The 14,309-nt window shown below is 40.6% G+C and carries 16 protein-coding genes; 15 read left to right on the top strand and 1 reads right to left on the bottom strand.

Annotated features, from left to right (window positions below; all coding sequences use genetic code 11):
* Positions 1 to 279 precede the first annotated feature (279 nt).
* The 6 genes from P5G49_RS06995 to P5G49_RS06970 all read left to right on the top strand — a co-directional run bounded on the left by P5G49_RS06995 (position 280) and on the right by P5G49_RS06970 (position 3,140).
* A complete protein-coding gene (locus P5G49_RS06995; RefSeq protein WP_301242773.1) occupies positions 280 to 699 on the top strand; it encodes a hypothetical protein in 420 nt (139 codons plus the stop codon).
* A 55-nt stretch (positions 700 to 754) separates the two neighbouring features.
* Positions 755 to 949 (top strand): hypothetical protein, encoded by a 195-nt coding sequence (locus P5G49_RS06990; protein ID WP_301242772.1) that lies wholly within the window; start codon positions 755 to 757, stop codon positions 947 to 949.
* Positions 949 to 1,401, top strand: a complete 453-nt coding sequence (locus P5G49_RS06985; protein ID WP_301242771.1) for a hypothetical protein — start codon at positions 949 to 951, stop codon at positions 1,399 to 1,401. Before P5G49_RS06990 ends, P5G49_RS06985 begins: the two co-directional genes overlap by 1 nt.
* Before the next feature lie 210 nt (positions 1,402 to 1,611).
* Entirely contained in the window at positions 1,612 to 2,148 is a 537-nt protein-coding gene (locus P5G49_RS06980; protein WP_301242770.1) for a hypothetical protein, read from the top strand.
* 37 nt (positions 2,149 to 2,185) lie between these two features.
* Complete coding sequence (locus tag P5G49_RS06975; RefSeq protein WP_301242769.1) at positions 2,186 to 2,824, top strand: hypothetical protein; 639 nt, start codon at positions 2,186 to 2,188, stop codon at positions 2,822 to 2,824.
* The gene (locus P5G49_RS06970) at positions 2,793 to 3,140 is read left to right on the top strand and encodes a phenylalanine--tRNA ligase subunit beta-related protein (RefSeq protein WP_435877194.1); all 348 of its coding nucleotides are present in this window, start codon (positions 2,793 to 2,795) and stop codon (positions 3,138 to 3,140) included. Before P5G49_RS06975 ends, P5G49_RS06970 begins: the two co-directional genes overlap by 32 nt.
* Positions 3,141 to 3,364: 224 nt before the next feature.
* Here the strand turns inward: P5G49_RS06970 and rnhC are convergent, their stop codons facing one another.
* Complete coding sequence (gene rnhC / locus P5G49_RS06965) at positions 3,365 to 4,300, bottom strand: ribonuclease HIII (RefSeq protein ID WP_301242768.1); 936 nt, start codon at positions 4,298 to 4,300, stop codon at positions 3,365 to 3,367.
* 311 nt (positions 4,301 to 4,611) lie between these two features.
* On the opposite strand from rnhC, the gene zapA reads away from it, so the two are divergent.
* The 9 genes from zapA to P5G49_RS06920 all read left to right on the top strand — a co-directional run bounded on the left by zapA (position 4,612) and on the right by P5G49_RS06920 (position 14,287).
* Positions 4,612 to 4,872, top strand: a complete 261-nt coding sequence (zapA, locus tag P5G49_RS06960) for a cell division protein ZapA (RefSeq protein WP_301242767.1) — start codon at positions 4,612 to 4,614, stop codon at positions 4,870 to 4,872.
* 9 nt (positions 4,873 to 4,881) lie between these two features.
* A complete protein-coding gene (locus P5G49_RS06955) occupies positions 4,882 to 5,421 on the top strand; it encodes a CvpA family protein (protein ID WP_301242766.1) in 540 nt (179 codons plus the stop codon).
* A 75-nt stretch (positions 5,422 to 5,496) separates the two neighbouring features.
* On the top strand, positions 5,497 to 7,203 hold the full coding sequence (gene polX / locus P5G49_RS06950) for a DNA polymerase/3'-5' exonuclease PolX (protein WP_301242765.1): 1,707 nt from the start codon (positions 5,497 to 5,499) through the stop codon (positions 7,201 to 7,203).
* Positions 7,204 to 7,219: 16 nt separating this feature from the next.
* Positions 7,220 to 9,574, top strand: a complete 2,355-nt coding sequence (locus tag P5G49_RS06945) for an endonuclease MutS2 (RefSeq protein ID WP_301242764.1) — start codon at positions 7,220 to 7,222, stop codon at positions 9,572 to 9,574.
* 82 nt (positions 9,575 to 9,656) lie between these two features.
* Complete coding sequence (locus tag P5G49_RS06940; RefSeq protein ID WP_301242763.1) at positions 9,657 to 10,070, top strand: DUF350 domain-containing protein; 414 nt, start codon at positions 9,657 to 9,659, stop codon at positions 10,068 to 10,070.
* 227 nt (positions 10,071 to 10,297) lie between these two features.
* The gene (locus P5G49_RS06935; protein WP_301242762.1) at positions 10,298 to 11,995 is read left to right on the top strand and encodes an AMP-binding protein; all 1,698 of its coding nucleotides are present in this window, start codon (positions 10,298 to 10,300) and stop codon (positions 11,993 to 11,995) included.
* Between the two features lie 91 nt (positions 11,996 to 12,086).
* Complete coding sequence (fadR, locus tag P5G49_RS06930; RefSeq protein WP_301242761.1) at positions 12,087 to 12,668, top strand: fatty acid metabolism transcriptional regulator FadR; 582 nt, start codon at positions 12,087 to 12,089, stop codon at positions 12,666 to 12,668.
* A gap of 49 nt (positions 12,669 to 12,717) precedes the next feature.
* A complete protein-coding gene (locus P5G49_RS06925) occupies positions 12,718 to 13,491 on the top strand; it encodes an enoyl-CoA hydratase (RefSeq protein WP_301242760.1) in 774 nt (257 codons plus the stop codon).
* Positions 13,492 to 13,513: 22 nt separating this feature from the next.
* Positions 13,514 to 14,287, top strand: coding sequence for an electron transfer flavoprotein subunit beta/FixA family protein (locus P5G49_RS06920; protein WP_301242759.1), 774 nt, complete (start codon positions 13,514 to 13,516; stop codon positions 14,285 to 14,287).
* Positions 14,288 to 14,309: the final 22 nt, after the last annotated feature.

Below are 14,309 nucleotides of genomic sequence, written 5' to 3'. Positions count from 1 at the left end.
CCATTGACACAATAGCGAAATATATTAAATTCACTGGCATATTACATATAGTGAATAAAGAATCGTTTAAATACAAAGGGAGTCGGGGCGACAAATTTCTTATACTCTTTTTGATTTAACTCGCAAAGTAGTTGTAATAAAGAAAAAAACAGGTATTTAGTATTTCATTAATCGTTAAATAAAATAGGAGAATGAATATTCTGAATTCATGTTGCGAAATTCCTATCTTTCCTTTACTCTTAGATTAGAGTTGTCATTAATTTTAATAGGGGTGCTAAATTGAAAAATCGGAAGTTCAACATATTTATTATTGCGATTGTATTAACTGCTACATTGTTTTTTGTTTTCTCGAATGAGAATGAACGAAAAACTATTTTTTCACAAATAGATATGGATTCTAAGAATATTTCTACTGTTGAGGTGTATGACATTCATGCAAACGAAAGCGCATGGCTTTCGGATACCGACATTGAACAGATTACCTCCATATTATTGAAATTAGATACAGTTGATGTAATTACTATTATTAATAATGAAAAGCCACTTTATTTAATTTACATTAGTAATATTGGATATTCTCCTGGACCACCTATTGCTGTTTTCAAACACCGATTAGAATATCAAGGTGAGAGTATTCAATTATCATATGAAGAATCGCTAATGATAGTAAAGCTTTTAGAGAAGCAATTTGATTATTAGTGCGGAGTCTTGGTATATCGTTAAGGGATATTGAACGGAGACAGGAGGTAATTAAATGGGAAAATTAACAAAGGTATTTTTAGCATTATGTTTACTAATTGGTATAGCCTCCGGTGTCTATCTGTCTTTGGGAGGGAAAAATAACCTTGAAGTAATGGCGATAGAGTATGATGAGGGGAAAATTGTTAAAGTAATTGCAGAGAAGTCTTTCCTGTCCCTTATAAAGATCCAGAACATCTATTATCTATAGTGAGTTTAGTTATATTAGGAAAACCAATTAAAAGTGAAAATGTTGTCGTTTTTGATAGTGAGACAGGAATATTTGAACAACGTTTTACTTTAACTGAAGTCGAACTAACAAATGTTTTTACTGATAAGTCAGGACATAAATATAAAGTTGGAGATATTATCATAGTAGGAGAACCGACTTATGTTATGGATGTTATAGGGACTGGATTAGTTAAGTATACAATTAATGACTATGAGGGCATGGAAAAGGAAAAGGAGTACCTTTTAGTTTTAGAAAAGGAAATAGTAGTAGGAGAAGATCAAACGTATGGAATTGTCGGATTGGAATTAGGCAAACATGAATTAAATATTTCAGAAGAAATGTCTGCCTTGAATCATACACAACCACACCCTGCACAGGTACAAAAAGAAGAATTTCGTGTTGACTTATTTAAGAAGTATAAACTTAATTGATTTCAACAGTTAGATGAATAAAAGCGCTCCGTCCAATTAAGGATAGAGCGCTTTTATTAATTGAGTTTTTTTATCTGTATAGTAAAATGGCATTAAGGAAATAATTGGTTTCCCGGAAGGAAAAGAAAGTGGACACGTATATTACTACCTGTTTTTTCGTTAAGGATTATCTCATTATATTAATCTATAATTTAAAAGGAGAGAATACAAATGTCGTCAATTACGTTTACCAATGGGGTTATTAATTTAGAAGATCTCCAATATGAAATGAACAGAAATGTAAAGAATTATATGATTGACACACCTAATTGGAGTGTAGCAGAGTCTAATTTGAAGTATTTATTATCTCAAACAGCTTCTTTTTTTTATGATTTTATTAATAGTGGTGAAAGACCTACCCCTAACCAATACTGGTTTGTTTTTGCAAATCTATCCTCCCAGTTATGTTTCAATTATGGTGCTGCACTTTATAATCAATTAAGCGAAGATAACGTTTTAGGTGCGGAATTTGAAAAAGTTGAAAATGCTTTAATAACTGCCGCTATGGTAATGCCAAATTCTAATGAACAAGAATTTATTCAGTACCTTCAAATGATTGAAGGCACATATGTTCAATCCCTTTTAAAACAAGGTACAGTTGCTCAAATGTCCCTTGTCGAATTTGTTTTATCAAAAAACAATAATTTAGATCAGAATTTAATAAATTTCTTCACTAATATTCGAGACAATTACATACCTATAAATTAACGAGAAGAAATATTGAATGGGGACAGGAGGTAATTAAATGGGAAAATTAACAAAGGTATTTTTAGCATTATGTTTACTAATTGGTATAGCCTCCGGAGTCTATCTGTCTTTGGGAGGGAAAAATAACCTTGAAGTAATGGCGATAGAGTATGATGAGGGGAAAATTGTTAAAGTAATTGCCAGAGAAGTCTTTCCTGTCCCTTATAAAGATCCAGAGCATCTATTATCTACAGGGAGTTTAGTTATATTAGGAAAACCAATTAAAAGTGAAAATGTTGTCACTAAAGATAGTGAAGGAATATTAATTGATCATTTTACTTTAACTGAAGTCGAACTGACAAATGTTTTTACTGATAAGTCAGGACGTAAATATAAAGTTGGAGATATTATCAAAGTGGCAGAACCAACGTATGTTGTGGATGTTAGAGGAACTGGATTAGTTAAGTTTACAATTGATGGCTATGAGGATTTGGAAAAAGAAAAGGAATACCTTTTAGTCCTACAAGAGGAAGCAGGATATGATGAATTGTATGGAATTGTCGGATTGGAATTAGGCAAACATGAATTAAATGTTTCAGAAGAAATGCCTGTTTTGAATCATACACAACCACACCCTGCAAACGTACAAAAAGAAGAATTTCGTGTTGACTTATTTAAGAAGTTTCAACTTAATTGATACAAAGGAGCTTCTCTATTCACCTGTACCACGTTACCCATCCATTTCACGTGATATTGCCTTTGTGGTTGAGCGTGAAACTTCTGCGGGCATTCTTGAAACAATCATCCGTCAGGCAGGCGGCAAGTTGTTGAAAGACGTAAAACTCTTCGACCTATACGAAGGCGATAACGTCAAGAAAGGCAAGAAATCACATGCATTCTCGTTGACGTATTTCGATCCTGAACACACGTTAACAGACGAAGAAGTCGTCAAAGTGCATGATAAAGTTTTAAAAGCGTTAACTGTGGAAGCAAACGCACAACTTCGCGGTTAATCAATAAAAATAAATAAGACCGCTTGTGGAGAGAACTTGACTCCATGGCGGTCTTATTTATGAAATTCGTTGTATCTGAGCCGATATCTATTGAATCCATTGATATATCGATCGAATCCGGCAATATATCGATCGAATTGCGACATATATCTATTGAATCCACAATTATATCACCGGATCATGACCTTAGAACTACTCGCGCGCCCGAAAAATCGCCAATAATATCACTTTCTCTTCAACGAAGCAATCTTTTTCGCTTTTTCAGCATTTGCAAAATGCCACTTCGTCATCGATTTTAAAGTATCCTCACCGCCTCGGAGTAAAATCTTCGCAGCCGCTTCATCCACGATTTTCCCGGCACCTTTAGGAAGTTGGACGCCAGCAATCCCGCTCAACCGATCCATCTCCTCCAAAAACGCAACCCTCGCAATAATTGAAGCAGCTGCAACAGCGACATGCAACCCTTCAGCCTTCGTTGAAAACAATACATTTTCCCGAACAATATCCGACTCATTTTTAATATGATTATAATAAATCCCACGTTCCGCAAACTGGTCAATAAGAATATAATCCGGCTTCTCACCATTCATCTTCCGCAATACATGTTTCAACGCCTGATTGTGAAGCAACGCCTTGATCTTACCCTGCGACCATCCCTTTGCCTGCACCTCATTATACTTATCATTCGTTAACGTAAGCACACTGTGGATAAGTGCAGCCTGCAAATCAGACGCAATCTGCCGCATATAATCATCATTCAACTGTTTAGAATCCTTCACACCCAACTCCCGAACCAACTCAATTTGATTAGCCCTAACGAAACAGGCCGCAACCGTAACAGGACCAAAAAAATCCCCAGTACCCGTCTCATCCGACCCAATCACCGACAACTCCGAAAAACGCTCCGGCAAAATCTCACCCTTAGCTGCAGATTTCACAACCGTCGCCTGCCCATCAGCGCCTCCCCATAAAGCAGCCTCCCGAATCGCCCCTCCACCTTGAAAAAGCACCTTCCCTGACTTATAAGCAGTAATCGCAACATCCGACAACTTCGCAGCAAAAACAACACCAGGAGCATTTCGAATCACTTTAAAGGTTGTATAATGCGCCACCAGCTCATTCAATTTCTTTTTATCCAATGTAAGAACACTTTGACCCATAACCTTCTCCCTCTCCTAAACCTTCTTTCCACATTGTACAATAATCTAAAGATAAGTTGCTTGTATGAATAAGCTATATAATTAAAAGTGACTCTTAGTTGATTGAAGTGTAGGGCGGCGACTCCTGGGGGATCAGCACGAACTGAAGACCCCGCAACGTAGCGAAGCGAAGTGAGGAGGCTGAAGTCGTGCCCCCGGAAAGCGTCCGCCCGAAACGGAAATCAACGGTTTTAATCCACCCCTTCTCTTTTCAACTAAAACGGTTTCATGGTATGATTGGTTACATAGTTTTTACATTGGAGGTTAAGGCAGTGGCAGACCAACAGAAGACGCGCCTTACGGTTGACATTTATGGACAGACATATACAATTGTCGGCAGTGAAACAAGCAGTCATGTTCGGCTTGTCGCATCGATGGTTGACGAAAAGATGAGGGAAATCAGCGCACGCAACCCTTATCTCGATAGCGCCAAAATCGCTGTCCTAGCCGCAGTGAACACCGTACACGATTATTTGAAATTAAAAGAGCGCATTGAGCAATTGGAAGAAGAATTGAATAAGCTGAAGGGTTGACGGATTTCTATGCTTGATTTACTAATAGTTTTCCTCCTGCTTGGAGGGTTGATCACTGGATTTAGACGGGGGCTCATCGTACAACTTATCCATATGACGGGCTTTATTATCGCACTTATTATCGCTTACATATACTACAAACCATTAGCGGATAAGTTTGTTTTATGGATACCATACCCGGGCGTCACGGCAAGTTCAAAATTAAGTTGGACGGTAGAACAATTAGACTTGGATCAGACTTTTTATAGGTTATTGGCGTTTGTACTTATTTTCATCGTTGTCAAATTCGTATTGCAGTTAATTGCATCAATGTTCGATTTCCTTAAGTACCTACCAGTCTTAGGATTTGTTGCGCGTTTTGGCGGTGCTGCATTAGGATTTATTGAGTTTTATATAATCATATTCCTACTACTCTATCTGTTAGTTATGTTGCCGTTAGAGTTCATCCAAGGGATTATTGGTAAGTCGATATTAGCTAATGCAATGTTTGAACACACACCATTAGTTTCTGAGATGGTGAAAAACTGGTGGTACATTTACACCAAATAACGTATCACGGCTTCCCCCTTGGATGGAGGGAAGCCTTTTTCACAGACTAAGATTTGAATGAATGGAGTGGTTCTTGTGAACAAAAAATCAATCATTCGTACGTTCGAAAAAATTGCTTTATATATGGAACTATTGGGGGAGAATCCTTTTAAAGTAGGTGCCTTCCGGAAGGCTGCAGGTGTGTTGGAACTCGATCCGCGCAGTCTATCCGAGATGGATGATATTCTATCTTTAAAGGGGATTGGAAAAGGGACAGGCGCTGTCATCATTGACCTAATGGAAAAAGGTGAATCCGATTTACTAAAGGAACTTGAAAATGAAGTTCCAAGTGGACTCATTCCGTTGCTAAGGGTGCCTGGGTTAGGCGGAAAGAAAATCGCAAAACTAAGGGAAGCTCTCGGCATTGACTCGGTCGAATCGCTTCGGAATGCGTGCGAGTCAAATGAAGTGAGCAAGGTTCCGGGATTTGGAAAGAAGTCGGAAGAAAAAATATTACATGAACTTGAAGTTTTAGGGACACGAAAAGGCAAACTTCCAGTGTGGCAAATCGAGTCCGTAGTCTTAGCGATTGAGGCGGTATTGCGTGATATACCGGAAATCACCCGTTTTTCAGTCGCCGGTAGTTTCCGCCGCGCAGAAGAGGAAAGTAGTGATGTCGATTTCATCATCGTAACGGATGAACCAGCAATTGTTCGGGAAAAGCTGTTGGAAGTACTGCCGATAGAAGAAACTGTTGCAGCAGGGGATGCCAAACTATCCATCGTTCTTGATATGGCTGATCTTGTAGATGCGGATTTCCGCTTCGTGACAGATGCTCAGTTTGCGACTGCATTGCATCACTTCACCGGATCAAAGGACCATAACGTGAAGATGCGTCAACTTGCTAAAGCAAAAGGAATGAAAATTAGTGAGTACGGTGTTGAACTGGAAGATGGAACGATAAAAACCTTCGAATCCGAAGCGGAATTCTTCGCGTTTTTCGATTTGCCTTTCATCCCTCCTTCCTTGAGAATGGACGGGAGTGAAATCGAACGTGCCGAGAAAATCTCGGAACTCGTTACATTTGAAGATATCCGTAGCGATCTCCATATGCACACAACTTGGTCTGACGGGGGCTACTCCATCCGTGAGATGGTCGAGGCATGCCGGAAAAAAGGCTATTCCCATATTGTCATCACAGACCACACCCACTATTTAAGAGTGGCGAACGGTCTTACACCTGAAAGGCTTCGGGAACAAATTGGAGAAATTCGTAAGTTGAATGAAGAATACGATGATATCGAGATTTTCTGTGGTACTGAAATGGATATTTTGCCCGATGGTCGACTTGACTTCGATAATGATTTATTGCAAGAGCTGGATTTCGTTATTGCATCAATCCATTCGAATTTTAACCAATCTCAAAAGCAAATCATGGAAAGATTACATTCAGCCATCAGCAATCCGTATGTTAATATGATTGCACATCCTACAGGACGAATCATCGGTCAAAGGGAAGGTTATAATCCGGATGTCCATCAGCTGATTGAATGGGCGGAAAAATACGATAAAATTCTTGAGCTGAACGGCAATCCGCATCGGTTCGATTTGGCGAAAGAGTATTTAGAGGAAGCGCAGGAAGCTAACGTAAAGATTGCGATCAACACCGACGCGCACGCAATTGATCAATTGGAGCATATGGAAATAGGTGTGAAATATGCTCAGAAGGCTTGGTTGAAAAAAGATACAGTCGTAAATACATGGCCGCTTGAACGTTTCATCCAAGAAATTATTCGGAAGTGAAAGGAAGTGTAAGACATTGGAGAACCGTGTCTTGAAAACACTTGAATTTGATAAAGTCCGGGACATCGTTGCAACGTACTGTACCTCGTACGCCGGACGCACATATATGGAAAAATTAGTGCCTGTCAGTGATTTCAATGAAGTCGTCCGTTTACTTGAAGAGACGGATGAAGGCCTTGCCATACTTCGGGTTCGTGGCAACGTTCCAATGGGCGGTATCAGTGATATACGACCGCATGCAAAACGAGCTCAAATCGGCGGGGTGCTCAGTGCATATGAATTGATGGAGACCGCAAATACAATTCGTGCAAGCCGGATTTTAAGGCAGTTTATCGAATCGATAGATGCAGATGAGGATGTTGAAATTCCTCATTTTCTAGCCAAGAAAGAATCATTGCCGATTCTAACTGGTCTGGAGCATGAGATCAATGCAGCGATAGATGATAATGGGCATGTCGTTGACAGTGCTTCAGGCACGCTCCGTTCGATCCGTCAAAGTCTGCGCATCCAAGAAGGCAGAGTGCGTGAGAAATTGGAAGGATATACACGCGGCCGAAATGCCTCGAAGATGCTGTCTGATTCAATCGTGACTATCCGGAACGATCGGTATGTCATTCCTGTAAAGTCTGAGTATAGATCCCATTTTGGGGGAGTCATCCATGACATGTCCTCTTCGGGGCAGACATTATTCATCGAGCCGGATGAGGTTGTACAAGCGAATAATGAAATCCGTAACTTGAAGATGAAAGAAAAAGAAGAAATTGAAAAGATTCTGCAGGAGTTATCGATAAAAGTCCAAGCAGTGGCACATGAATTGTTTGTGCTTGTTGATGTATTGTCTGAAATTGATATTATCCTTGCAAAAGCGAAATATGGAACGGCTCATAAATGTACGAAGCCGGAAGTGAACAATGAAGGGTATATTCGTTTGGCGAAAGCGCGTCATCCTTTGTTGCCGATTGAACAGGCTGTTGCGAATACGATTGAATTCGGCAAGGATATTACAACAATTGTCATTACTGGACCGAATACAGGTGGAAAAACAGTTACATTGAAAACAGTCGGCTTATGTACATTGATGGCTCAAGCTGGACTTCCCATTCCTGCGTTGGATGGATCAGAAGTCGCTGTATTCGACTCTGTCTATGCTGATATTGGCGATGAGCAATCCATCGAACAAAGCTTGAGTACGTTTTCCTCTCATATGGTGAACATCGTCGATATCCTGAAAAAATTCGACTCACGTTCACTGCTTATTTTCGATGAATTAGGTTCAGGTACCGATCCTCAAGAAGGTGCTGCCTTGGCAATATCCATCTTGGATGAGGTCCATGGTACAGGTGCAAGAGTCATGGCGACAACACATTACCCGGAGCTGAAGGCGTATGGTTACAACCGTCCCGGTGTAGCAAATGCAAGTGTCGAATTCGATATCGATACATTGAGCCCAACATACCGATTATTGATCGGGGTACCAGGTCGAAGTAATGCCTTTGAAATATCAAAAAGACTTGGCCTTCATGACCATATCATCAATCGGGCAAAGAAATTTACAGGAACAGACCGTGGTGAAGTCGACTCGATGATAGCATCCTTGGAGTCAAGCCGTGTTCAATCTGAAAAGGATGCGGAAAAGACGCATGCATTACTCATCGAAACGGAAAACTTGAAGCGTGAATTGGAAACAAAGCTTGCGGAATTTGATGAAATGAAAGAAAAGCTTGTTGACAATGCAAAGGAAAAAGCGAAGAAAATCGTTGAAGATGCTCGAGTTGAATCGGAAGCGGTCATCTCGGACCTAAGAGCATTACGTTTAAATGCGGGTGCAAACGTCAAAGAGCATGAATTGATCGAAGCACGGAAACGATTAGAGGGTGCCGCTCCTGAAGATAAAAAGAAAAAAATCAAAGCAAAAGCGGCTCCACGTCCATTGGAAGTCGGTGATGAGGTCAAAGTCATTTCATACGGTCAAAAAGGCACTCTCATCGATAAAGTTTCCGAAAAAGAATGGATTGTCCAAATCGGTATCCTAAAGATAAAGTTAGACGAATCCGTTCTCGAATATACAAAACCAGAAAAGGAAAAGGACCTAAGAGTATCAGCATCCGTCCGAGGAAGGGATTCCTACGTCAAACTGGAACTCGACCTACGTGGCGAACGATACGAAGATGCATTACAACGAACAGAAAAATACTTGGACGATGCACTGTTATCCAATTACCACCAAGTCTCAATCATCCACGGCAAAGGCACAGGCGCGTTGCGTCAAGGTGTACAGACATATTTGAAAAACCACCCTCGCGTAAAAAGCTACCGCTACGGTGAAGCTGGGGAAGGCGGGCATGGGGTAACTGTGGTTGAATTGAAATAAACAAGTATAGAAATTGAAACCTTTCTCGTTCTCATTCGTATACGGTAGATTAAACGAATGACAAAAAGGAGCCATTTATAAAATGACAGAAACAGGATTTTGGAGCCATCCCCTCGTCGAAACAACAGGCTACTTCAGCGTAGTAGTCCTTTGCCTTATCTTTTCGATGGTTTTATTCGAACTGGTGACCAAATATAAAAACTGGGAAGAAATCAGAAAGGGGAATGTGGCAGTTGCAATGGCAACTGGAGGAAAGATATTCGGAGTCGCGAATATCTTTCGGTACTCCATCGAACAGCATAACACGCTTCCGCAGATGATCGGATGGGGTCTATTCGGATTCATCCTGCTCGTCATCGCCTATATACTTTTTGAATTTCTTACTCCGAAGTTCAATATTGATAAAGAAATAGAAGCAGATAATCGTTCGGTTGGATTTATCTCCTTAACGATTTCAGTAGGACTTTCATTTGTCATAGGAGCAAGTATTTCATAGGAGACATTATATGGAGAAATTATCTAAGATACTACTTGTCGTTTGCGTCCTCTTTATTCTCGTTGGAGTATATTGGATGTTTACAAATACGCCTTGACTGAAAAATATCAGTCAAGGCATTTTTTCATAGTGAAATTAATATTCTATTTGAAAGCGGATTCATTTATCGATATAATATACGAAGAAGGAATTTTCTAAGAATTGGATAATGAAAAGGGGGTAATATAATGACGGCAAAACCTTGGTTGGATCTGTATCCGGCCGAAATACCGAAGACGATCGAGTATGAGCGGATTCCGTTGCAGGAATTCCTAACGAGGTCCAGGAATAAGTTTCCTGAAAAAACTGCAATGCATTTCTTGGGCAAGAATATCAGTTATAGGGAATTCCATGAGTCAGCTTTGAAATTCGCCAACTATTTGAAGTCCCTTGGTGTTGAAAAAGGCGACCGTGTAGCCATCATGCTACCGAATTGTCCGCAAGGTGCAATTGCCTATTACGGTATTCTCTATATTGGGGCTATTGTTGTTCAGACGAATCCGTTGTACACGGAAAGGGAGTTGGCTTATCAAATGACCGACTCCGGCGCGAAAGTGATCATCTCGCTCGATATTTTATTCGGCAGGATATCAAAAGTCGTCAAAGAAACAAAATTAGAACATGTCATCATTACAGGCATTAAAGATTACTTGCCATTCCCGAAAAATCTTGTTTACCCATTCATCCAAAAGAAAGAACACGGGATAATTGTCAAAGTCGAACATCGTGGGATGAACCACCTTTTCACAGAAATTATGAAAATAGCGAAACCTGACTTAGTTTCATATGACTTTGATTTTGATGAAGATATAGCATTGCTTCAATATACGGGAGGAACGACGGGGCCGCCAAAAGGGGTTATGTTGACGCACGCCAATCTCATTAGTAACGCGCAAATGTGCGGCGCATGGTTGTATAAATCCGAAGCGGGCGAAGAAACTGTATTAGGAATACTGCCATTCTTCCACGTTTACGGAATGACTACAGTTCTTATCCTCTCTGTCATGCATGGCAATAAAATGCTCTTAATGCCTAAACCAGATTATGACATGGCTTTAAAGTTGATTGATAAGCAAAAGCCAACCTTGTTCCCAGGTGCTCCGACGCTCTATATCGGATTATTGAATCATCCTCAATTATCGAAGTATGACCTTTCATCCATCAAGGCGTGCATCAGTGGATCCGCAGCATTGCCTGTAGAACTTCAGGAAAAGTTTGAAAGGGTAACCGGCGGGAAGTTGGTGGAAGGATATGGCTTGACGGAAACCTCGCCTGTCGCAATCGCGAATTTTGTCTGGGAAAAGAGGCGTGTTAAAGGTTCTATTGGTGTACCGTGGCCAGACACGGATGCTTGTATACTTGGTCCGGAATCCTTGGAGCCATTACAAAATGGTGAAATCGGGGAAATTGCGGTGAAAGGTCCTCAAGTGATGAAGGGATATTGGAATAAACCGGAAGATACGGCCGAGACATTCCGTGGTGACTGGCTATTGACTGGTGATTTAGGCTATATGGATGACGAGGGCCATTTCTATGTAGTTGATAGAAAGAAAGATATGATTATTGCAAGCGGTTTCAATATTTACCCGCGTGAAATTGAAGAGGTTCTATACGAACATCCATCAATAGTTGAATGTGTCGTGGCAGGTGTGCCTGATCCTTACCGGGGCGAAACGGTGAAAGCTTATATTGTCCTAAAAGAAGGAGAAACTGTTACCGAAGAAGAATTAGATAAATATTGCAGAGAACAATTGGCATCGTATAAAGTCCCAAGGAAATATGAATTCAGAAAAGAGCTTCCAAAAACGGCGGTTGGTAAAATATTACGCCGTACATTAATCGATGAAGAGAAAAAGAAGATGGAACTTGAATTAAAAACTTCGTGACGAAAGACTTGACGATAACCGAATAAACGATTAATATGAAAATATGAATGAACAGTCATTCATATTTTCTTCTTTTTGGTGGTGAGAACAATTGAAACGCGATAAACCCAAATATAAGCAAATAGTGGATGCGGCTGTCATCGCAATTGCCGAAAACGGCTATCACCAAGCTCAAGTGTCGAAAATCGCGAAAGAAGCAGGTGTCGCTGACGGGACGATCTATCTTTACTTTAAGAATAAGGAGGAAATCCTAATCTCGGTTTTTCGGGAAAAGATGGGCGACTTCGTTGAAATCGTTAAAAACGCAATAAAGAAAGACATCACTGCTACGGAAAAGCTTTATGAAATGATTGAAGGCCATTTCCGTTGGCTTCATAGCGATCGCCATCTTGCAATTGTAACCCAATTGGAATTGCGGCAGTCCAACAAAGACCTACGTTACAAAATCAATGAGGTGCTCAAGGAATACTTGGTCTTGCTCGATTCCATTTTAAAAGAAGGAATTGAAAAAGGTGAATTTGACGGACAGATTGATATAAGACTGGCACGGCAAATGGTTTTTGGCACGATAGATGAAACAATCACATCTTGGGTAATGAATGATCAAAAGTATGATTTGTTGAAATTAGCACCGGAAGTGCATCGCCTTATATTAAATGGCATGAAATCTTGATTGAATAGAAGGCGATACAAAGTCTTGGTTTGGGAAAGGACGGGGGAAAATGGAGTTCTTGAAAATTGCCATTGAAGAAGGCGTGGCAACTGTATCAATTAATAGGCCGCCTGCTAATGCATTATCAAGTGGCCTTATCCAGGAAATCGATAGAATGCTTGACTCAGTGGAAAATGATGATTCAATAAGGGTTATCGTTCTATATGGAGAGGGAAGGTTCTTTTCGGCAGGTGCAGATATTAAAGAATTTACGACCGTTTCATCAGGGGAAGAATTCTCGAAACTTTCAGCCGCAGGACAAGACGTGTTTGAAAGGCTTGAAAGCTTCGGAAAGCCCGTTATAGCGGCAATTCATGGGGCCGCCTTAGGTGGCGGTTTGGAGCTTGCAATGGGCTGTCATTTCCGTATTGTTACGGAAAAAGCCAAGTTAGGATTACCTGAGCTACAACTTGGACTAATACCTGGATTTGCTGGAACACAGCGTCTTCCGCGATTCGTCGGCGTGGCAAAAGCTGCGGAGATGCTTTTGACGAGCGATCCGATTACGGGTGAAGAAGCTGTCCGCTTCGGTCTTGCAAACCATGCTTTTTCAGATGAAGAATTACTTCCGAAAACGATGGAAATGGCAAAGAAAATTGCCAAGAAAAGCCCGATTGCCATGAAGGCAGCTTTAAGGATGCTCCAATATACGAAGACAGATTCTTTCCATGAAGGTGTCAAAGCGGAAGCCGACTCATTTGGAGAGGTATTCGTTTCAGAAGATGCAAAAGAAGGGATCCAGGCATTCATTGAAAAGAGAGAACCGCATTTCAAAGGGAACTAAATAAGCTGAGGAGGTATGCAATATGAACATTTATGCATTGGTTAAACGTACATTTGACACAGAGGAAAAAATCGCAGTTTCTAACGGCAAGATCGTGGATGATGGCGCTGAATTCATCATTAACCCATACGATGAATACGCAATCGAAGAAGCGATACAGGTTCGCGATGCAAACGGTGGAGAAGTAACTGTTATTACAATTGGGGATGAAGAGGCTGAAAAGCAGCTTCGCACAGCTTTGGCGATGGGTGCGGATAAAGCAGTTCTTATCAATACTGAAGATGACCTTGATGAGATGGATGAATTTACTGTGGCTAAGATTATTGCAGAATACTTAAAGGATAAAGATGCAGACTTGATCCTTGCTGGAAACGTTGCCATTGATGGTGGATCCGGGCAAGTAGGTCCTCGTGTGGCTGAACTTTTAGGCATCAATTATGTAACAACGATTACAAACCTTGAAATCGATGGTACGTCTGTAAAAATCGTGCGTGATGTCGAAGGAGATTCTGAAACAATCGAAACGTCACTGCCACTATTAGTCACTGCACAACAGGGGTTGAACGAGCCACGCTATCCTTCCCTCCCAGGCATCATGAAGGCGAAGAAAAAGCCACTTGAAGAGCTTGAGTTGGATGATCTGGATATCGATGAAGATGATGTTGAAGCGAAAACGGAAACAATCGAAATCTATCTTCCACCGCAAAAAGCTGCAGGACGTGTACTTGAAGGCGACATAGCTGATCAAGTGAAAGAGCTTGTTGAACTTTTAAATAAAGAAGCAAAAGTGCTTTGATTGAAATTCATACAGTAATGGG

The sequence above is a fragment of the Sporosarcina highlanderae genome (genome assembly GCF_030433715.1).
Taxonomy (GTDB): domain Bacteria; phylum Bacillota; class Bacilli; order Bacillales_A; family Planococcaceae; genus Sporosarcina; species Sporosarcina highlanderae.
Note: the sequence above shows the minus strand (reverse complement) of the source record. Positions and strands in the feature narration are given on the sequence as shown.